Source organism: Microbacterium sp. LMI13-1-1.1 (assembly GCF_040815625.1).
Taxonomy (GTDB): domain Bacteria; phylum Actinomycetota; class Actinomycetes; order Actinomycetales; family Microbacteriaceae; genus Microbacterium; species Microbacterium forte.
In genome coordinates this window covers 518,611-538,837 of the sequence record NZ_JBFPNL010000006.1, presented here as the reverse complement: position 1 = coordinate 538,837, position 20,227 = coordinate 518,611, and the positions used below count along the sequence as shown (strand labels likewise).

Sequence of the window (20,227 nt, the reverse complement as noted above, 5' to 3'; positions counted from 1 at the left end):
GGACGGGTGAGTTCCTCCGGAGTCCAGGTGCCTGGTTACACGGCCCGCGGTGGCGTCATAGATTCCATGTGGTATACGCTGCACTATCCCCTATGTTTCCAGCCGACAAAAACCCCAAGAGTCGCCGGGTGATGTATCGGGATGTCACCGAGCTGGGCTCGCCGATCTGTCGGAGATTCTTCGACGGGTAGAGCAGGAAGAAGCACGTGACGCCGAGACGATTACGCGCACGCGCAGCTTCGAAGGGCGGTGTCGCGCCGTATCTGGTGGTCGCCATATCTATGCGATGTGGCGAACGTTGAGTCTGTGTTCGCATGCCACGTCCAGCGTGGCCGACGTCTACCTGGAAACCGTGCGCGAGTCCGAAGACGCCCCGCTAGGCGTGGCGATGCTGCTGAACGCAGACTGGGATCAAGGCGCAACGTGGATGCGGGTACAAGCCCTCATGTTGCTTCTGGCGCAGATCGCTGCCGACGACGCACAGGCCAAACCGACGCACCGAACACAACTCGCGTGGGCTCGGCGCCGTCTCGGCGTTACCTGGGAGATTCGTCATACCCAGTCCGCTCCGCAGTGAGGGAAGCTGGTGCGAACCGCGGCGCCGGTGTTGCCTGGGTACCAGCTGACGGAATCCCATTGGCTCCCGGCATAACGATGATCGGTGGCTATCGAGCAAAGAGACTCTCGACCTCAGCGCGTCCAATGAAGGCAAGTCCCCTGGCAGTTAGAAGTTCCGTAGTCCAGTCCCCTGCGGGCAGCCTCGGCTCGACGAGCGACCGCGCCTCACCGCGTTCCGTCGCTGACCCTGAGCCCGACGCCGACTGATACTGCACGAACCGTTGTGCCATCTCATCCCAAAGCGACAGCGCCGCGGGCACGGTGAACAAGACGATCTTGTCTTGCGCCGCACGCCCTGCGTCGTCCTCAATATCGTCAAGCGCCGTGTACAGGCAGCCCACAACGCGGGAGCGCGGATGTGCCTGTTCCTCCACTTGGACCTGACCAAGCAGCTGATTAATGTCGTCGCGCGGCACGCGCTCGCTGCCGCCCGTTTTCACCTCCCATATTCGCCGCTGTCCCTTCCGGGGCGCCGTCCAAACCCATCGTGCATCGGTCGCACTCGGGCCGGAGGGGCGATCGCCGGTTGCTCCACAGAGACGGGCGAGCATCTCCAGGGCTTCGCAGCGCTGATCATGCGTTCCCTCTAGTAGCGGCCGGGTTCGCGCTAGCCGCGCCTGAATCCGGCCTCCGCCTTCGCGAATCCACTCGTCCCAACTCAAGAACAGCGCGTCGTGAAAAGTACCCCGGACCGCATTCCCGCTCAAAGCATCGATTGTTCGCCGAAGTCGCACGAACCATGCCGTCTCTGGCGCAGCGTCAACCGCCACCTCAAGCGCGGCCCGCGCGGCTGCAAGGTCCGCAGGTCGACCTGCACCGAAGAGAGCATGCGCCTCGACGTACTTCCAGAACGCAGCGTGTTCGACCTCGCCGGCCGTTTGAAGAGTCTCAGCTGCATCGTTCGCGCTCACCGCCGCTCGTGGTCCGTCGGCGAACCACAGACGTGTCGCGGCATTGACCTCGCTCGGAGCGCTCTCTCCCCGTGCACCTATCGCCGTCGACCGGCCGGGTCGTTGTCTACCTGGAGCCGCCGCGATGGGTTCCTCGAGCACGACCGGAGCGGGCGCGCGGTGCGTTCTCCAGAAGTCGTCAGCAACGTTCTTCACGACGTCCCATGTGTCACCGTGCGTCTCTAGCGCCCGGTTGACAGCAGCACGTACGTCACGGCCCAGCGCCTGCTGGACCGACGCGTCGGCAAGCGCAGGGCCGAATGCAGGATCCAGGCCGACGTACAGTGCTGAGTCAGTAGGCGTCCGGTTGGCGCGACCTAGAGCTTGCGTCACACGTTGGCCAATGCGGTACCGCATGAAGGAAGCGTCACCGAGGTATGCGACGACGAAGCGCTCGAACTCTGTCGAAGCAGCGGGAACGCTTGGAATGATGACCAACCGGCAGACTTCGTCGGGGAAGTCCAGCCCGTCGAACCGGCCCGCTGTGACTAGCTGGGCCTCTGGCACGTTGCGCCAGCGATCGACGGCAGCGTCGTCACCCGAAGTCAACCGATAAACCGTGTAGCCCTCGCTCTCCAACTTTGTCTGGACTTGGTCTGCTTCCGTGTTACTGGCGCACAACCATGCGGCACGACCGCCTCTGTCTGCACGAGCCGCTTCGACCTGAGAGAGCACGAAGCTCCAGGCCGCTTCGGAGTCAGCAGCATCCTGCGTGGGGTTGATGACAAAGGTCCGTCGGCCGAGCTCGGTCAGCGCGGCGTCAGCATCGGTAACTGCAGTCACGACGGGACGGACGCCAAGCCTCCGCTGGATATCGCCGGTCTGGCCGAGCGTCGCCGACAGATAGACGCGCAGTCTCGACTGCGCGTAGCCGGGCACAGCTTGCGCGGGCACGTGATAAGGACGGATCTCTATCGCGTTAGGACCGACCAGGACACCGCACCGACGCAGATTGGGCCTGACCGCCCGCCACGGATAGCTGATGTCACTTTGCGCGTAGTACTCAGATTCCTCGACGACCTCGATGACGCTGGACGCCACGGCGTCCCAGTCAACGAACGATACGAGCTCAGGCGGGGTGCTCCAAGGCGCGGTGCCGTCTCGCAACGCTTGAAGCGAGGGGTATGAGTCACGTCCCTGCTGGAGAACGAGATCCGCGATCGCTTGATACAACGCCGACCCTCCGCCCGGGCCCCGCGGGATCTGGATCGTGAACAGCCCAGAGAGCGCTTGCTCAGCGAGATGCGCGTCGTCGAAAACAATCACGTCCGCGGGGTTCACCCTGGGTCGGGTGTTGAAGTAAGTCCAGTAGTTCATGATGCCGACCGCTGCGGCTTCATTGTATGCACGCAGCTGGGCGGCCGGGTAGTTACGACCCGAGAAGTGAGCAACGTCCAGCCCGGGAAGGAGCGCCGCCTGCGCGACGGCCTGCTCCGCTAGTTGCTTTGTGCCGGTTAGGTATGCAACAGATCGCCCCTCTTCGAGCGCCTGGTCAGCGATAAGCAGAGCGATCAGGGTCTTGCCGGCCCCGGTAGGAAGCTCGACACCGATGTCTGCATGGTCCGTCCGCAGACGGTCATACTCGCCCAGTGCCCGAACTTGAGCGGGCCGCAGCGTCGTGATCGCCGACGACCCGAACGACTCAAGACGCTCCTGAAATGTCACGCAATGCCTCCACAAATCCGCACCCACACTAACGAGCAGCCACAAGCGCTACCAGGTTCCTTGGCCCCTCGTCTAACGCGCCCGGAGCATTCCGTCCGAACGCGTTCGAGTTGGCCACAGGATCATTCAACAGCAGCCAGCGGCGAAGGCGGGACACACGAGCCAGTCGACAGTAATCAAAATTGCTCAGAGCTGGGTGATCGCTGCGCCACCTTGTCGGTCAGGATCCAGTTCACATCTCGCGCCGGGATCCACCACCGATCTCGAGTTCACGAACACCCTCGTGGAGCGTAACGCCCTCGAGGTCCGGCCGGCACCATCTGCATGACCATGCGTGCGGGCTTGGGGTCTGATTCTCGCAGCTCTACTCTCGTCTCCTCAAGTAGCGTCGTTTGGCACTCGAAGAGGCCTTCTTAGGCCGAGGAGCGTCTTCGAGCGCCGGGAGTTGATGGCTCCACTCGGGCGACAAGCTGCGTTCGTATAGCGACCATGGAAAGGGTGCCCTGCGGGCAGTCTCGCGTGCCAAGAAGTTCATGAGCTGGTAGAACCAAAGACCCAGGACCTGCTGCTCAGCAGAGAAGGTCGCGACTCTTCCTGCTGAGGGCAGCACAATGCCGCGCGACAGGACCACCACCCTATCTACCCATTGCGTAGGAGCCTGGAGGCCAGCACACTCCTCGCGAACACGCTTGATCTCCCCTGCCCGCCAATTCTCGGCAACGATCGTGGTCGAATAGGCGAAAACGGTGGCGAAGAAGGTGGGCAATCCATCGTCGGCATGCTTACCGCCCTGACGTGCTAACCCCCACGGAGAGGCGTAAGGACGGAGCTTGCGCAAGTTCACCAGTCCCCGGACCGAGCGGCGAATCTCCTCAGCAGTCAGGTTGCTCTTGACTTCGACGGTAGCGAGCAGGGCCTCAGCCGGCAGCAATACGAGGCCGTCGTCCCGAGTTAACAGTGGCGTTACCGAACTTCCGTCATAGATCAAGATGTCTGTCTGTCCACTTTGCAGTCCGGATGCGTCGATTACTTCGCCGCGAGCGACCTTGTATCGCGAAGGCAGCCTTTCCGACAGAAAACGAGCAAGCGCTCGCTCCCGCGCCTCTCCGATATCGCCGGTGTTATCGAACGCCCCCGCGTCACTGAACTCTGTCCACATCCGACTTTCGGCGCGGGCGAGTATCCCAGAGAGCGAACTAAGGCCGTTACCCCTCATGATCCCCTTTCTTGGCAAGGTCCAGCCGAACGGGCAGCTAAGAACCCGCCAGGATCCCAAAAACCCGAAAGCGGCCGAAATCGGCCGCCGTCACTAGACCCCCCGGCGATGTCGGAGGAACGGGAATCGCGTGCCTTGAACACTCGAGCGTCAAGGCGGCAGCCATAGCATGCTGCCCGCACATCCTAACGTGAACCCGCCAAGGATTGCGACGTTCTGCGGCACGCTAGCAACGGCGATCGTGGCGGAGCCGCGAAGACCCCGTGCTCGTGAACTCTTCGACATAAGCCCAGCGAGGCAAGCTGCTTGGGCTTGCGGAATCCGGAGTGCTGACGGGGCGGTCTGAGGCGCTTCATACGCGTAGCGCGGGCTTCAAGAGACGTTCTGCCAGCCGTCGGTTTCGGTGTTGCAGTTGACGCCCGCTCACCGGGCATTTCATCGGGCGTCGACACTTACGGGCATACCCGATTCGCGGAGTCCCACAGCCAACGATCGGGCAGCTGTGTCGCGCGCAGGGCGACCGGAGCCGGGCTCCTTTTGCGAGTCGGCAGGTCGCAAGCGGTGGACTTCGTTCGCGTCGCCAAGATGCTGGCCACGCCATGATGGGGGAATGCTCGCTGTCATCTTCGACACCACCCTCTTCGAGACCGCCCTGCGCTCCGTGAATGGACCTGGGCAGCGCCCGGGAATGGCGGTCCGCTGAGTGGCTGGCTTCGATGCGACCTTCAGGGCATCTCAACGCGACATGCCGATCGTTCGGGCGTGCTTCGTCGCCATCCGGCTTCGCGCTCGAAAGCTTGGCGCGCGCGTCAAGACTGAGGTGTACGAAGACGGCGCATACATCTGTTTCAACGCCAACACGTACGTTTTGGACATCCTCCTTGAGCGGTTGCGCCGGGACCTGCCGACGATCGCGGAGGCGACACCGAGCGAGCGCTCCCCCGCAGCGCGGCGCCGCACAGCCAACGGTCTGGTCGAGATCCTCAACCGATACCGCGGCATGATGTACGACCGGTACGACGATGACTGGGTCCCTACATTGCGCGGGCGGACGATGCCTGTCACGGGCGTCATTCATGACTTCTTCCCTCGTGACGCTCCGCATCTGATGGATCGTCTGCTCGTGACGATGGATTTGCTGGCGTCTTGGCACTTCGGCGAGGTCGCGCCCGAAGTGCTGCTGGAGGAGATGCACACTGCCGCGGAGCTGATGCTGAAGTCCTTTGGGATCCCCAGGGCGAAGCGCATGAGCTTCGCAGAGCTCGTCGATGCCGCTCACGAAGAAGGTCGGGTTCGCAGCGACCATCGCGATACCCTCCTGTCGATGAAGACGACGAGAGCGCGAGTCAAGCACCGCGGTTCGACGGACGCTCGTCAGTGGCTCGACGCGCACTTCTGGGACGGGGCACGAGCGCTGGAGGCTCTGTCCGCTGAGGTTCGAGCGCAGGAGGGGGCATGACAGCTGATGCCTCGCCGGAAGCGGCATCGTCGAGTACTCGTCGCGAAGTCGGGTCGCCTCAATGGTGCGCGCGTCTGTTGCGGACGACGATGGATGACTCGCTGCAGTGCATTACCGATGTGGTCACGGTCGCTGGCGACAGACGACCGGGCGCGCCGCGCACAGTGCTGAACGAGTACGTGCACGGTAAAGAGCACGCGGAGTTCCTGGGCTCGGTCGTGCTTCAGAGCAAGATCGACATGGAACGCTCTATCCGGGCCGTTGCTGACCTCGTGAACGGAATCATCACGATCTTCGAGTCCACTGCGTCGGCGCCGATGAGTGCGATGGTCCTCGCCAGATCGGCAGGCGAGATCGTGATGCGGTTCTGCTACATCTATGACCCTGAGGTCCCGCCGGCGCGAACACTCTTGCGGATGGCGGCGTTCCAGATCGAATCTGTCGAGGACAACCTCCGGACGGCGGAGGCGTTCGGCGTCCACGGTGAGGGCGACGCTAATGATGCACGCGAACAGATCCCCACGATGCATGAGTTCTTCACGAGCCACGGCGTCGAGCGCACGCCGGACTCGCGACGCCCCGAGTTCACGGTGAACATGCGCCTCGACGGAGCGACCGAGAACGTGAAGTTCAACGCCACCGACGCATACAGACGCTACCTGCGGGTCGGCTTCTGGGACTGGGCGCTGGGCTCGGGTGCAACCCACGGGCGAGGGTGGTTCCTGCCGAACGTCATCGGCACGTTCGACGAAGCGCCTTTCATGGACCGGAACGAGATAGCCGTGACCGTCACCCTTCAGATTCTTGAGCTCGCGACGGCATTCGCTGTCGCAGCAGGCGGTCACACGGGCGCTGACACGGAGGAGTATCTTCGCAAGGTTCATCTGCGGCGCCTTGGCGTGACTGAAGCCGATCGTGGGAACGACGGAAACGCTGTGAGTCACCGAGAGTACGGCGACCGGGTCTTGGCACCGAGCTTCCCGATGGGGACCGGGGGAGCCAGTTTCGCTGGTCCTCGCGACTGACTCGCAGGGATGTCACAGCGGCGCCCTATCCCTGGAATGGGGTTCCGCGGAACAGAGTGGCTGCGGCTCCGAAACCGATACCGCCGAAGGTCGCTGCCGGAGCTGACGTCGTTATCCGTCAGTCGGCAGCGCACCGTCATCGACGCCTTCGTGTCCAACCTGGTCGTGCAGGCTCGGCGCTCTTACCGCGGTTTCTGTTCACAGATTCAGATTGGCTCCCCTGACGATTGCGCGTTGGAGCATTCGGCTGCGCAGTCAGCGGCGAGTGACTCTTCATAAGTCGAGACCTTCGAGGTGTCGCTTGACTTCTTCGTCGTTGCGACGGCCTTCGTCTCGGTAGCCGTTTGCGACGTCACGCAGCACGGACGCCGTGCGTGGATGTGTCGCCTGCACCCCAGCTGCCCAGGAGTCGTATCGATCCGCCAAAGCGTATTCTTGGTCTCCTCCCTCCGTCATTCCACGCGACGTCACGCCCCTCTTGTTGTAAAGACCGATGCTGAATCCGCGCTCCAGCCGATCGTTGGGAGCCGCTTCGAGTGCGTCCCGGACAGGCAGAGTCGGGAACGTACCGTCAGGGTCTACAGGAGCGTGGGCGAGGACTTCTCCGATCTGAAGCTCTCCGATCTCAATCTGGCCGGCCTGAACCAGAAGCCTGCGAGCTTCGTCGAGCCACTCGTTGAATGCGCTTCCGTCCACGGTGCCATCGGGGGTGGCCCCAGGGACAACTTTCCATGCGCGGAGGAGTCGGTACGCGTTAGAAGCAACGGTGGGACTGGCTTTTCGCGGCTGACTATCGGGGTCCTCATCCGCCCGTCGGAAGATGAGTTCTATGAGCTGCACGAAGGTCTGAGGACTACGGGCAAGGAGATTTTCGAGGGACAACGTAAGGGCGTCGTCATGAAGGAGCGGGAGGTATCTCCATTCCAGGCTCGCAACAGTCTCTTCGCTAACGCCCTTCTGCTTCAGGTACTGGATCAAGCCAGAGATGTCGTAACTGGATACACGTGCCGACTCTGCGTCTTCGGCGTCTCCGAAGGTGCTCAGCGCGCGAATGACCAGGTCTGTGTCGAGGTCGGACTGACGTGTGGCGTACATACTCAGCGCATCCAGTGCCACCGCTACTCGCCCGTGCTCGATCAACTGGCGCACAGACTCATTGACGAATGGGAAGTCTGAGCCGCGTCCGTACGGCATGAACTCGGCCCAGTACGCGCGTTCGACCTCTGCGCCGTACTCTCCCAGCAGCCCCCATGCATCCCGAACATCTGCGCTCAACAAAAGCAGCCGCGCCTGCACGGAGGGATGCCCATTGAACCGATCGACCCACTCTCGGATGGGGGTGAAGTCGGAGCTGAAGCGCCCCCGAGCGTATCCGTCCGCGAACTGGAGGTGTGCTTGATTCGAACTCTCAAGAAGCGCCAACACAGCCGCATCATCGTCGTCACTCGCACGAGCGAGCGAGAAGCCGACAGTCGCGGGGAGCTTTACGCGTTCCGCGAGAGAAACAACTGCATCGCGACCTTCGCGCTGCAGAATCTCCGAGATCGCCCGCTCGCGAACCTCGCCGAGCGCGCGATCGTAGGCTTGAAGGTCGTCCTCGAAGCTCACTCCGATGTTCGGATGCCAATCGTCGAACAACCACCGATGCGTTTCGCTCGGATATGCGGGACGCAACCGGTCGCGAACGACGGCAAGACCGGTAAGAGAATCGGCGTCCATCGACCATTCAGCGTCACGGCGTTCCTGCTCCTCTTGGTGGCGCACGAGGCGATCGATGGCCTCCCAGAGCAGCAGCCCTTCCTCTCGACTGAGATCCTGCGGATCAACGGTTCCGAGGGCGCGTAGGGCATCCTGTCGTGACTCTCGTGGCATGTAGGCCAGCTTCGGAAGAACGGAAACCCACCGGCTCGGCTCCTTCGATGCGAGCGACACAAGTCGGTCAACGGTCGCCTTCACCATCTCGACAAGTTCACTTCGTGGGACGCTCGGCTCGCTGGGTCCTCCCCAGGCTCGAAATTCGGGGCGATGGCTTTGGACACCAAGCGCCGACGGTTCGGGTATCAGATCGATGAGCAGCTTCCAGACAACATTCGGGTGACGCCGGAGCAACGCATCCAGAGTCTGTAGGCGAGTAGCGACAGGTGCGGAGGTTTGCGGATACCACGGCCTGAAGATCGTTTCGAGACTGGCAGCTGGGCGATTGCTCAGTCGGCCGCCCGGATCGAGTTCTGCCAGCTGTGCCAGCACCTCAGCCGCATAGCCCAGGTACTGCTCCGACCACGCCAGTCCCTCCAAGGCCCAAAGGAATCCGGTGTGTGGACTGCCTGCGTTCCAGTGCTGATCGCCGATGTCCTGGAAGAGCCGTACAGCTGGTGGGTTCGTCCCGTTAGCGCTCTTGGCCAGCGCTCGAAGGAATGGATCGGGAGCGGCTTCCGCAAGCAACGGCACAACGTCTTCCATCGACGCCCACAGTTGAGCTGTCTCGTCCTCGGTCGCCCGCTCGAACAGATTCCAAGCCACCCGCTCTGCCCACTGACGAGCAGTCCGGCCCCCGGACAACCGGAGTTCATCTCCGTGAGCTCCAAGAAGCGCGAGCGATCGACCTAGCCCCTTACGCAGATCGCTGGAGTGGATCCGGTTTTTACCGTGAATGGATGCCATCCAGCGTTCTTCGGCGGGGAGTTCGAGCCGAGGATCGATCGCGCCCAAGACGGTCTGGATCGCATGCTCGAGCGCATCAAGATCCTTCTCGGAGATTACGTTCCGCGCCGCCCTCCACGAATCTTCCGGAGCGGTTACGGCCCACGTATTACCGACCTTTGTGAATAGCGGGTCTGGCTGCCGAACGGCCGACGTCAGCCGTTCCTCAAGGACATCAACCCCGGCTCCAACAAGCGTCTCCAAGGCTTCAACATCGCCACTGCGGGTACGGGTCCATGCACCTGCAAGCCAAGAACGGCGAAGCGATCGATCTTCGAGATCGATGCGCCATGCGTCGGGATCCCGCAACTGGGTGGATACACGCCGTAGGGCCAGAAGACTCTTATTGCCCGCCCGCATATACCGATCAAGGTTGACGTCCGGCACTCCAGCCTCGCGGAGGGCCGTCCGAAGCGCGAGGTAGTCGAGGGGCGGGAGGTCGACGTCGACATCCCCATCGAGATCAGTCGTCACGAAGACAACATGGTGGTTGCTGATCAGATGCGCGTCCCTCTGCAAGTGCTCTTCGTACGGCAGAAGGATGAGGAGGCGCGAAGTCTGCTCTAGTCGCCTCAGCGTGGCCCCATCATGCACAAGAAGGGACTTAGCCAACATGGGTTCTGAGTTTTCAGGCTCCATCATCATCATCGAGCAGACAGCGAAAGCGAGCCCATCGTCGACACTGGCCGCTCGGATGAAGGTGCGACCTACCTCACCAGTGAGACGACGCGTGAGCGCCGACGCCTGATCTTCCCTTCCGGCCAGCACAACCGCACTGGTTAGGACGGGACTGAAACCACGCGAGAACCGAGTCCACCAATCTTCAATCGACGTAGCTCCGAAGGGATCCATTCCGAGCATTTCAGATAGCCAGACCTGCACGGCGGGGCACAGCTCAAGCGCCTGCTCGATGTCATCCCCATCAAGTACCCGGACATCACGCCAGATCTTCTCGGCACGACGCCGCCGCTCCCAATCCTTCTTCTTCTCCCACCGTCGCGGCGTGACGAAGACAAAGGTGGTCTCGGACCGCTCGACCCCGCCGGCGTCCTTGAGTCGATTTCGGTAGTCATCCTGCGCCTTCTTCTCAGGATCACCACCGACACCCATCTCCCAGACGCTCAGCCCTTCAGGTACGAACGATGTCGCTCGCGACGCTTCAACAAAGCCGTCGTACCCGGTCAATCCGACTCCCTCTCCGCCTCGCATCTCCACGCGCTGGACTTGGTCGTTTTCAGCGCGGACGAGGCGACGCACCAGGACGGGGAGCTCATCCTGAGCAGCTCGAGTATCGGCCCACCGCTCGAGCTCGGTAGCACCTGCCAGGTGAGGCAAGCCACGCCCAAGTGCCATGTCGCGCTCCTCCCTGCTCCTGTTGCTAACAATAGCCAGCGGGGTGAGCATCCATATCGACTGCCGGGACTAGCCCGTCTCCCATAGACGCACGAAATCGGTGCGATTAGCGCGTCAGAAGCTACAGGTGGTATTGCCCGCATGGGTGGCGCCCGACACGACGACACTCTTGCCCGCACGCATCGCCGCGCGCAGCAGGTCGCCGAGCTCTGCGGTCAGAGCCTCGTTCTCGACCAGCGCGTCGAGGGTGCGAAAGCGCGCAGGAACTTGCGGATGTTGACCGACCACGATCCGCGGACGACATCTGCGATCGCGACATGCAGACGGGATCCGTCGGGAAGAGACGCATCCACGAACGGCTGGCTGATGTCGACGCGGCGCCCGGTCGACTGCAGCATCCGTTCGACGAGATCGCGCAGGGCCGCGTCGGTGAGACGCAGCTCGATGCGTTCGGCGATTCCGCCGCGGGCGATGTGGATGCTCTCGGGACCGTTGAGCCAGATCTCCTCGGTAACCCCGTCGATGCCCCGGGCAGAGGGTCGCCCCTAGGCGCACTCCTCCTCGACTAGATCGAAAGGGGCCATCATGACTACTACCATCGCTACCCCCACGGACCTCGTGGACCTCTACATCCGACTCAGCGTCGATGCCGAGGGCAAGGACTCCATGGAGCGCCAGGAGGCCGACCTCCGCGAGTGGGCCACGCGCGCTGGCCTCACCGTGCGCGAGGTCTGGCGCGACCGGGGTAAGTCCGGCTACAAACGCGGCGTAAAGCGCCCGGATTTCGACGCCGCTGTGGCCGCTGTCACCTCCGGGGAGGTCGCTACCCTCGCCATCTGGAAGCTGGACAGACTGAGCCGCCGAGGCGCGGGCCAGGTCGCCACGATCCTTGACGATGTCGATGCTGTCGGGGGCCGACTCCTTTTCCTCAAGGACAACCTGGACTCTTCGGTACAGAACTCCCGCATGCTCATCGTCCTGGTCTCCGAGCAGGCCCGCGCAGAGAGCGCGAACACCTCCCTACGTGTCCGCGCCAAGAAAGTCTCTCAGCGTAAACAGGGCCTCTATCTGGGCGGGCGACGCCCTTGGGGATACCTCATCGGTGACGACCGCAAGCTACGCCCTCACCCGGAGGAGGCCCCGCTTGTTCGGGAGGCCTACGACCGTCTCATGCGCGGCGAGACGATGCTGGCGGTCTGCCGCGACTTCAACGCGCGCGGCATCCCTACCCGCTTCGGCGGCACCCACTGGCGCTCGTCGGCGCTCTCCACCACCTTCCGCTCCCCGACGCTCGCGGGTCTGACCCCCGATCACCGCGAGCAGCGCGCGACGGGCTACGAGGGGGCGGATATCCACCCTTGGCGGGACCCCGACACGGGCGAAACCGTCTCGCTCATGGCTGAGGGTGTCGCCCCCATCGTCAGCGAGGGCGAGCGCCGTGCTCTCCTGACAGTCCTCGACTCACGCCTACGCCAGTACGGACGCGGGATGCGGGCCAAGAAGCAGCCCGAGACCCTTCTTGGCGGTGGTCTCGTCCTGTGCGCCGAGTGTCGCCGGACGTGCAACTCTTTCGGCGACGCCTACCGCTGCCGCAAACGAGATTACGTCGGCGAGGAGTGCAAGCACCCTCTCAACGTCACCATCAAGACCCTGGAGGACGCCGTCAAGCGTGACTGGGCCTTCTACCTCGCCCGCCTGGAGCCGGACGACGACCGCCTGGCCGAGGTCGCCGAGCGCTGGCTCGCCCGGAATGACCCCGGCACCACGCGCGAGCGCGCCGACCTGGCCGACCGCCTAAGCACGCTAGAGGCCAAGCTCGCCGACGCGGACCATGACCGCTACGTGCGCGGAGTCCTGCCCGAGGCCCGCTACTCGCTCATTGCCGCCGCACTAGGAGAGCAGATCAACCGCACCCGCGCCGAGCTGTCCACCCTGCCGCAGCCAACGGCTAACCTGGGCGCGCTCCTGGACCCCGAGATATCGCTGCCCGCCATCATGGGCGCGCCAGTGCTGGAGGCGCGAGCGCTCCTCCGTCTCACCATCGACAAGGTCATTGTCACCGCAGCGCCCAAGCCTGGCGCGCGGTTCCGCTCTCACGAGCGAGTCCGCATCGTCTGGGCGGGCGAGGACGTAGACCCCGCGACTCTCGACGTGAGCCACCTCAAGCAAGACGGCAAAGCCCGCGAGCGGCGCAAAGCCGCCTGATCGGTGACGGCCTGGCTCTCATCGTCGCGCCGGAGGAGGTGGCGGTGGCCCGTGCACAGGAAGACGAAACACTCCAGGCTTATAAGTTCCTTCTTCTAGCTCTCTCTCCCTCTCTAGTGAAGATGACGTAGAAGAAGGGCGTTACGTCTTCCTGTGCACGGCCAACCAATCCCGCCCTCCACCGCCAGCCTCACCCTGAGCGTCTCCTGTGAAACTCGGCCTCACCGCCACCTCGACATCCAACATCCGCGGAAACATGCGGGTCGCCGTGGGCAGCCAGGCCCACTTATCTGTAGAGGGGAAAACACCTTCCCCTCCCTCTACTCTTCAACGCCCTCTGGACTCGGCCCCAGGGGGCGTCCCTTTTGCCATCTCTACGTACGTACGAAGGACCCAGCATGCAGACCTCCACCTGTGAAACTTGTGGGGCATCCTCCACCTCCCGCTTCTGCACTGACGCATGCCGCCTCAAGGAGTGGCGGCAGCGTCAAGCTCGCCACCGCAAACTGACCGATCAGCTCCTCGCCCAGCGCGCCCGCCTCGCTGCCCAGGCTGACGCAGCGCTAGCTGACGGCAGCATCGACAAGCTGACTGCCGTCGCCAGACGCGCCGCCGCGCTCCTGGCCGCCTAGCGCCGCGCATCTTGCCTGGCGCTCCCCGTCTTGGGCAGTTCCCCAGCTACAGGCGCACTCCTCTGCGTCAACATGCGCCGCCTTGCGCGGCACCTCATCGTGGTCACTTTCGGAACCCTGGCGGGTTAGACCCCGACGATGGCCCTCCTCGGTTTGCTCCCGGGCGAGGGCCATCGTCATTTCCGCCACCCCTGACCACTCCACCGGCGTCCGCCAGCGCCTCCACCGAAAGCCCCAATGACCCCCATCGACTTCAAGACCTCAGCCGCCAGCTACGCCGCGCACAGCCTCGGAGTCCGGCGTGCCTACGACACCGCCGACGCCTACGTGGTCGGCAGGTTCGCCTTCTCCGATGAGCTGGACGCCTACCCATGGGGCCGCCGCATCCCTGCCGTTGCCCACGTCTGGGAGTACCTGATCCTCCCGACCCTGGACCCCGAGGCCCCGATCAACGAGGCCGCCATCCGCGCGAGCCTCGACGCTCTCCCGCGCCGCTACGACGGCGGTCAGGGCCGCCGCGCTCCTCTTCCTGGCCGCGAGCACATGGACGATGCCCGTGACGCCACACGAAAGCTCACGCCGTACTACGCGGGCCTGTATGCCGCTTTGCACATGCTTCCTCTCCCCGGCACTGACTTTGACCGTGAAGCGTTCCTCACCGACCTTTTCGCATACGGCCATGCATACCGCTCCCGCATCCTCGCCCCGGCGGCGACGAGTACCGAAAGAGTCCGGGCCTACCGCTCCCGCAAGGCCGACAGCGAGAGTCGCGCCATCCTCGATGCCTTTGACGCCGCTATTGACGCCGGAGACATCGTCCTCGGCGAACCCATCACCCGCGCAGCTCTCGCCGAAAGCATCGGCCTGGAGCTGGCCATCAACCTCAGCGACCGCCGCATCTTCGAGGTGCTCCGCTCCGCCGACGACCTCGGCGTGAACGCGCCAATCTCCGTCACCGAGCGCCAGACCGTCGTCTATGTGGACGGGGTCCGTACCCGCACGCGCGTCTTCATCTTCACCGAGGACGACGCCACCCAGACCACCGCAGACACCACTCAGGAGACCACCATGAACGCCACGACGGAAGTCATCCTCGACCGCATCGTCGCCGAACTCAAGGACGAGGTCCGCGCTGACCTGGCTGCCTACCTCGCGCAGCGGGAGACACACACGACCGCCCCCGCGCCCGTCACTGACTTGGACACCTACCGCGCCCGACGGGCAGCCTGACCGCTCCAGGCGGTCTCCTCTTCGACCCCGCTGCCACGCGCAGCACGCACCGGCCCGCCCACGGGCCACCAACCGCTAAGGAGAACCATGGCATTTGCCCCCGCCAATCCCACCGCTGCCGACTACGCCAAGCCGTTCCCAGACTTCCTGATCCGGGCCACCAACGCTACCGAGGTGGAGAAGGCCGTCCAGAACGCTCGAAAATCCCTGCATGAGGCCCGCGTCAAGGAGGGCACCGCGAGCCGCAAGTTTGCCGACATCACCGTCAATGGCAAACCGAAAGTCAATGTCAAGCGGTCCGCTTGGGAGCGTGCCGACGACGACCGGCGCGCCACCGCTCATGCCGCTGAGGCCGCCGCCCTCGCCCTCTCCCGCGCTGAGCGCGCCAGATACGAGTTCATGTACGGAACCGGCGACGAGCTAGGTGCGCTGGACCAGGAGGCCTTCGTCGCCCAGGTCGAACCATTGTTCAGCTCAGCGTCGCGCCGCGCCAAGGAGCATCTGGACGCCCTCCAGGCTGCCCTCACCGAGCGCGCCGAGTTCGCAGAGATGCTGGGCCGCGTGATCGACGTTGAGGGTGGCAACTGGGGCCTTCGTGACGCTCTGGCCAAGGCCACGGCTCACGTGGACGCCGGTCTGGTAGATGAGTCCAGCCGTGAGGTGGACCGCGCCGTGGCACTCATCAACAAGGTCCTCGGCGAGAACATCCTTACTCTGGATCGCAAGCTGGATATTCAGCAGCGTGCCAGCAAGGCCCTTCAAGAGTCCAACCCCGTAGCCGCTGTCCAGGCCATGCTCAGCTATGCAGGCCTGATCCGGTGACCAGGCCCTTCGACCTCACCCCGGAGCAGCGCGCCGAGTTGGACACTCTCCTCCGCCGCATGACGTCCGAAGCCGCCGAGGCGATCCTCCGCCACCGCATCCGCCGACGCGAGGCCGCAGACGCCCTCGGTTAGGCCCGTCCCTGCCCGCTCTCGCCGCACCGCCCAGTGAGAGCGGGCACCCCACCCAAATAATCGCGCGTCCTAGAACCCCATCGTCCAGCGGACCTCGGACATCTCTGGGCCGTCGTCCATCGTGGTCCAGTCTCCGATCTCAGCAACAGGGCCGCTCCGCGAAACGTCATTGATACCGACGGCGTCAACGAACGCCTCGCCCCACGCCGTTCTGCGAACTATCCCCTTCGACACGGACAGCCCGCCAGTGACTTCCGTCAATAGATACTCCGGTCGGCGCACGATCCACGAGTACGCTCCCGGCCTAGCAAGCGCGGACAAGTAGTTGATTTCGACCAGCCCTAGCCGCGACCAGTTGCGGAGGTACGCGCGCGCTTGCGGGGTTGCGGTAGGGACCCCCTCCACCAGCCAATCCATCAGGTCAGTCACCACGAGATTGTGCGTACCCTCGCTTGCCCCCGGCTGGACAAGCTCCACGATCGGCCAGGACGGATCATCACCCGCAATCACAGCGCGAAGAAACCCAACCTCGGTGGTGTCGATCTGCTTCAAGACTTCCACGAAAGCCGGGTGCGCGACCTCGGGAGACCGTCCATCCATTGCTCTGGCAAGCAGTGAGAGATAGAGCTGCCGCAGCTCGTCATCCTCATGCGCGTACACGAGGGCGTCCATGATCGGACCCGCCACGACGGCGCGCGGCGCGATCAGGTGCTCCTCTGGGATCGCACTCACATGTTTGGCCAGCTCCGGCTGGAACTTCGTACTCATGTAGTTACGAAACTTCTCGACACCCCAGTTGGCTGCCGCAAGCGGGAGAAGAAGATTGTTCGCGAACTTTGCCACCGTGTGCAGCGCCTTAGCTAGCTCGCCACCAGCGGCGCGCGCGTCCGGCGACTCCTTCACCACGGCCAGTATCTCGGCGGTAGCCGACGCATACTTTTGGACCTGATCCGCTGGGTCGAGGCTACTCATGCCCCGAGCATAGCCGTCGCCGCCGCCACCCTGGGGAGGGACTCCCCCGCCCCCGTGAGCTTCCCGCCCGGGGAGGCATAGCGTCTGCCTGTGCGCGCAAGTTCCAGGGTTTACACGCCCCCAGATCGCTGTGAATGACCCCCTAGTGGCCCGCTAGCAACCAACCCCGTTTACCCGCCACGTCACGAAAGACCCCACAATGCCCCCCTCAAAGGCCCCCGAGACACTCGCCATTACCTTCCGCGGCCAAGGCGCAACAATCTCCCGCACGCAAGTGCTCCAGGCCGCTCACGCCTCCTCTCTCCTGTCCTTAGTCCTCGGCGTTCTGCCCTCCCGCGCAGAGCGTCACCGCCTAGGCATCGAAAGCCAAGCCGATGCCCTTGAGTTCATGCACGCCCTCCGGGCGAGCATCGACGCGCAGCCTGACGCTGCCGATCTCCAGGCCGCCCTCCGCGACGGCCTCGGTGGCCCGCTGGCAGCCGCGGGGATGCTGGCTCTCCGCCGGCCCCACCGCCTTCCAACGCAGCCCTCACGCCGCCGACGCCGCCCCCGCACCAGCCGCTAAGACCCCACCGCACTAGCCCCGCCCTCGCGCCATCTCGGCGTCGAGCTGGCGGGGCTTTTGCGTACCCGCGCACTACCCCGCCAGACCCCGACCACCCCCGAAAGGAGGTCGCCATGTCCGCATCCGTCGGCTACGCGACCTTGAACATCATCCCCAGCGCCAAGGGCTTCGGCGCAGCCCTCCGGGGCGAAATTGACCCCGCCCTCGGCCCCGTCGGCAACGACGCGGGCAGGAAGACCGGCTCCGGCATCATCGGCGGCCTCAAGTCGATGATCGGCCCCGCCATGCTCGCGACAGGGGCGCTCGCCATGGGCCAGTTCCTGAGTGGCGCAATTTCAAGCGCATCGAACCTCCAGCAGGCGACCGGCGCGATAGACGCCATCTTCAAGTCGTCCGCCCCCGTCATGGCCGAGTTCGGCGCTTCGGCGGCGAAGCACTTCGGTCTTGCCAAGACCGAGGTGGCCGAACTCTCAGCCGTCCTCGGCGCGCAGCTCAAGAACGCGGGCGTGAGCATGGACCAGCTCGCCCCTCAGACTCAGAACCTCGTAGGCCTCGGCGCTGACCTCGCTGCCATGTTCGGAGGCACCACACGCGAGGCCGTGGAAGCCATCTCCAGCGCCCTCAAGGGCGAGCGCGACCCCATCGAAAAGTACGGCGTCAGCCTGAGCCAGGCGCGCATTGACGCCGAGGCAGCCGCCCTCGGCTTCGACAAGGTTGGCGGCTCGCTCTCCTCCGAGGCAAACGCTGCCGCGACCATGTCCCTCCTCATGAAGCAGACAGCAGACGCTCACGGCGCAGCAGCTCGCGAGTCCGATACCTTCGCCGCTCGCCAGCAGCAGCTCGCCGCGGGCTGGGAGAACATGAAGGCGGCCATCGGCACGGCTTTTCTCCCCGCCGCTGCCGGGGCTGTCGGCATCCTCGCCGACCTGGTAAACGGCGCTGGCCCGCTCATCCAGTCGATCGGCCCTGGGCTGTCGGCGACCTTCGCCGCTGTCGGCCCCGCGTTCTCGCAGCTAGGCACAGCCCTCGCGCAGCTCATCCCAAACCTGTCGCCCCTGGGTCTGGCGTTCCAGACTCTCGCCCCTGTACTGCCTCAGATCGGCCAGCTTCTCGCGCAGGTCGCGACCGTCCTCGCCGAGACGCTCACCGTCGCAGCGCAGGCGCTCCAGCCAGTCCTGGAGGCGCTGACCACGCACCTCTCCGGTGTACTGGCCACCGTCCTGCCCGTCATCGCGAACCTCCTCGGCCAGCTCGCCCCGGTCATCGGCCAGGCGGTCGCTGCCGTCGGCGGCCTGGTCGCCGCGCTCGCTCCGCTGATCGGTGCCATCCTTGGCGCGCTCATCCCCGTCATCCAGAGCCTCCTCCCGATCATCGAGAGCGTCTTCGGCGTCATCGTCACCGTGGTCACCGTTGCCCTTGACTTCGTTTCCGGGATCATCTCAGCCGTCACTCTCGCCATCTCCGGCGACTGGGGGGCGGCGTGGAGTGCGATCAGCTCCGCCTTCGAGGGCGTCTGGAACGCCATCACGGCCTTCCTCGCGCCGGTCATCGAGGGCGTCGCCACCTCCATCGGCAACACGGTCGATGGCATTAGCCAGGCGTGGAACGCGGCCTGGACCGCCGTCTCAGGCTTCTTCTCGGATGTCTGGGACGGCATCGTGAGCGCCCTCAAGCCAGTTGTGACGTTCATCTCAAGCCTCATCCAGACCCACATCGACATCTGGACCGGCATCTTCCTGATCTTCGCCGCCGTCCTCAAGGTCATCTGGGACGGCATCGTGTCGGTGGTCAAGACGGTCTGGAACGCCATCGTGGCCTTCCTGACACCCACGATCAACGCCATCTCGAGCTTCATCAAGGACACGTTCGAGAAGGTCCGGCGCGGCTGGGAAGTGGTGTGGACCGCGGTCTCCACCGTCTTCACGAACATCTGGAACGGCATCGTTTCCTTCCTCTCCCCCATCGTCAACCGGGTCTCCTCGACCATCACCGCCGCCGTAAACCTCATCTCCAGCATCTGGAACGCCGGGTGGAGCGCCATCAGCTCTTTCTTCTCCGGCATCTGGAACGGCATCGTGTCAGGCGTCACTGGGGCGGTCGGCAACGTGATGAACGTCATCGGCGGCATCCGCGACAAGGTCATGGGTGCAATCGCTGGCATTGGCGACTGGCTCCTGTCCGCGGGTGGTGACCTCATCCGCGGCCTGTGGAACGGCATCTCCAACGTCGGCAACTGGCTCAAGAGCAAGATCACCGGCTTCTTCGACGGGGCCGTGGGCTGGGCCAAGGACATCCTGGGCATCCACTCCCCGTCCCGCCGCTTCGCCGAGCTGGGCGTCTTCGTCGGCCAGGGCTTCGGCAATGGCATCGACTCGATGGCCTCCAGCGTGGCCGCGTCCGCTCGCGGGCTGGGCCAGGCAGCCATCGACGCCGTGGACGGTATGCCCGATCTCGCCATTGGCGCGCACCTGAACGGTACCAGTCGCGTCTCCCACGCCATCGAGACCGGCGACGGCGGCGCAGTTGCTCGCCGACTGGCCGCACTCGGCACGGGCAACACCCCGGCCAACCTCACCTACCACCAGCACGGCGGCGCAGGCCTCACTTCCGAGCAGGAGCTTGTGAAGGCATCCCGCCGCCTGGCTCACGCCGCCTAACCCACCGAGGGGCCGCCCTCCTGC

Annotated in this window: 14 protein-coding genes; 9 read left to right on the top strand and 5 right to left on the bottom strand. The window is 64.4% G+C overall.

The features are described from left to right. The first annotated feature begins 328 nt into the window (after nucleotides 1–328). Nucleotides 329–577 (top strand): hypothetical protein, encoded by a 249-nt coding sequence (locus MRBLMI13_RS16015; RefSeq protein WP_367823218.1) that lies wholly within the window; start codon nucleotides 329–331, stop codon nucleotides 575–577. A gap of 88 nt (nucleotides 578–665) precedes the next feature. Here the strand turns inward: MRBLMI13_RS16015 and MRBLMI13_RS16010 are convergent, their stop codons facing one another. Beyond that, complete coding sequence (locus MRBLMI13_RS16010; protein ID WP_367823220.1) at nucleotides 666–3,233, bottom strand: DEAD/DEAH box helicase family protein; 2,568 nt, start codon at nucleotides 3,231–3,233, stop codon at nucleotides 666–668. Between the two features lie 364 nt (nucleotides 3,234–3,597). Next, nucleotides 3,598–4,392, bottom strand: a complete 795-nt coding sequence (locus tag MRBLMI13_RS16005) for a DUF6602 domain-containing protein (RefSeq protein ID WP_367823222.1) — start codon at nucleotides 4,390–4,392, stop codon at nucleotides 3,598–3,600. 925 nt (nucleotides 4,393–5,317) lie between these two features. Here MRBLMI13_RS16005 and MRBLMI13_RS16000 point away from each other — a divergent pair. Both MRBLMI13_RS16000 and MRBLMI13_RS15995 read left to right on the top strand, forming a co-directional pair. Further along, nucleotides 5,318–5,908: a hypothetical protein gene (locus MRBLMI13_RS16000; RefSeq protein WP_367823224.1), complete on the top strand. Its 591-nt coding sequence runs from the start codon at nucleotides 5,318–5,320 to the stop codon at nucleotides 5,906–5,908. Between the two features lie 89 nt (nucleotides 5,909–5,997). Beyond that, on the top strand, nucleotides 5,998–6,933 hold the full coding sequence (locus MRBLMI13_RS15995; RefSeq protein WP_367823226.1) for a hypothetical protein: 936 nt from the start codon (nucleotides 5,998–6,000) through the stop codon (nucleotides 6,931–6,933). Nucleotides 6,934–7,206: 273 nt separating this feature from the next. Here MRBLMI13_RS15995 and MRBLMI13_RS15990 read toward each other — a convergent pair whose 3' ends face one another. Continuing rightward, the gene (locus tag MRBLMI13_RS15990; RefSeq protein ID WP_367823228.1) at nucleotides 7,207–11,037 is read right to left on the bottom strand and encodes a hypothetical protein; all 3,831 of its coding nucleotides are present in this window, start codon (nucleotides 11,035–11,037) and stop codon (nucleotides 7,207–7,209) included. A 164-nt stretch (nucleotides 11,038–11,201) separates the two neighbouring features. Next, nucleotides 11,202–11,384, bottom strand: a complete 183-nt coding sequence (locus MRBLMI13_RS15985; protein ID WP_367823230.1) for a hypothetical protein — start codon at nucleotides 11,382–11,384, stop codon at nucleotides 11,202–11,204. A 187-nt stretch (nucleotides 11,385–11,571) separates the two neighbouring features. Here MRBLMI13_RS15985 and MRBLMI13_RS15980 point away from each other — a divergent pair, with 187 nt between their 5' ends. From MRBLMI13_RS15980 to MRBLMI13_RS15960, 5 genes are all read left to right on the top strand, one after another. After that, nucleotides 11,572–13,191, top strand: coding sequence for a recombinase family protein (locus MRBLMI13_RS15980; protein WP_367823232.1), 1,620 nt, complete (start codon nucleotides 11,572–11,574; stop codon nucleotides 13,189–13,191). Nucleotides 13,192–13,589: 398 nt separating this feature from the next. Then, nucleotides 13,590–13,823, top strand: a complete 234-nt coding sequence (locus MRBLMI13_RS15975) for a hypothetical protein (RefSeq protein ID WP_367823234.1) — start codon at nucleotides 13,590–13,592, stop codon at nucleotides 13,821–13,823. Between the two features lie 237 nt (nucleotides 13,824–14,060). Further along, nucleotides 14,061–15,053, top strand: a complete 993-nt coding sequence (locus tag MRBLMI13_RS15970) for a hypothetical protein (RefSeq protein WP_367823236.1) — start codon at nucleotides 14,061–14,063, stop codon at nucleotides 15,051–15,053. An 87-nt stretch (nucleotides 15,054–15,140) separates the two neighbouring features. Continuing rightward, on the top strand, nucleotides 15,141–15,875 hold the full coding sequence (locus tag MRBLMI13_RS15965; protein WP_367823238.1) for a hypothetical protein: 735 nt from the start codon (nucleotides 15,141–15,143) through the stop codon (nucleotides 15,873–15,875). After that, a complete protein-coding gene (locus tag MRBLMI13_RS15960) occupies nucleotides 15,872–16,009 on the top strand; it encodes a hypothetical protein (RefSeq protein WP_367823240.1) in 138 nt (45 codons plus the stop codon). Before MRBLMI13_RS15965 ends, MRBLMI13_RS15960 begins: the two co-directional genes overlap by 4 nt. A 69-nt stretch (nucleotides 16,010–16,078) precedes the next feature. On the opposite strand, the gene MRBLMI13_RS15955 is transcribed toward MRBLMI13_RS15960, so the two are convergent. Then, nucleotides 16,079–16,981, bottom strand: coding sequence for a DUF4393 domain-containing protein (locus MRBLMI13_RS15955; protein WP_367823242.1), 903 nt, complete (start codon nucleotides 16,979–16,981; stop codon nucleotides 16,079–16,081). 678 nt (nucleotides 16,982–17,659) lie between these two features. Here MRBLMI13_RS15955 and MRBLMI13_RS15950 point away from each other — a divergent pair. Next, entirely contained in the window at nucleotides 17,660–20,203 is a 2,544-nt protein-coding gene (locus MRBLMI13_RS15950) for a phage tail protein (protein WP_367823244.1), read from the top strand. Nucleotides 20,204–20,227 lie beyond the last annotated feature (24 nt).

Excerpts from the sequence above, each read along its gene's own strand:
- MRBLMI13_RS16005 (WP_367823222.1), bottom strand. The coding sequence starts at position 4,392 with ATGTGGACAGAGTTCAGTGACGCGGGGGCGTTCGATAACACCGGCGAT.
- MRBLMI13_RS15995 (WP_367823226.1), top strand. The coding sequence starts at position 5,998 with ATGGATGACTCGCTGCAGTGCATTACCGATGTGGTCACGGTCGCTGGC.
- MRBLMI13_RS15990 (WP_367823228.1), bottom strand. The coding sequence starts at position 11,037 with ATGCTCACCCCGCTGGCTATTGTTAGCAACAGGAGCAGGGAGGAGCGC.
- MRBLMI13_RS15985 (WP_367823230.1), bottom strand. The coding sequence starts at position 11,384 with ATGCTGCAGTCGACCGGGCGCCGCGTCGACATCAGCCAGCCGTTCGTG.
- MRBLMI13_RS15980 (WP_367823232.1), top strand. The coding sequence starts at position 11,572 with ATGACTACTACCATCGCTACCCCCACGGACCTCGTGGACCTCTACATC.
- MRBLMI13_RS15975 (WP_367823234.1), top strand. The coding sequence starts at position 13,590 with ATGCAGACCTCCACCTGTGAAACTTGTGGGGCATCCTCCACCTCCCGC.
- MRBLMI13_RS15970 (WP_367823236.1), top strand. The coding sequence starts at position 14,061 with ATGACCCCCATCGACTTCAAGACCTCAGCCGCCAGCTACGCCGCGCAC.
- MRBLMI13_RS15965 (WP_367823238.1), top strand. The coding sequence starts at position 15,141 with ATGGCATTTGCCCCCGCCAATCCCACCGCTGCCGACTACGCCAAGCCG.
- MRBLMI13_RS15955 (WP_367823242.1), bottom strand. The coding sequence starts at position 16,981 with ATGAGTAGCCTCGACCCAGCGGATCAGGTCCAAAAGTATGCGTCGGCT.
- MRBLMI13_RS15950 (WP_367823244.1), top strand. The coding sequence starts at position 17,660 with ATGTCCGCATCCGTCGGCTACGCGACCTTGAACATCATCCCCAGCGCC.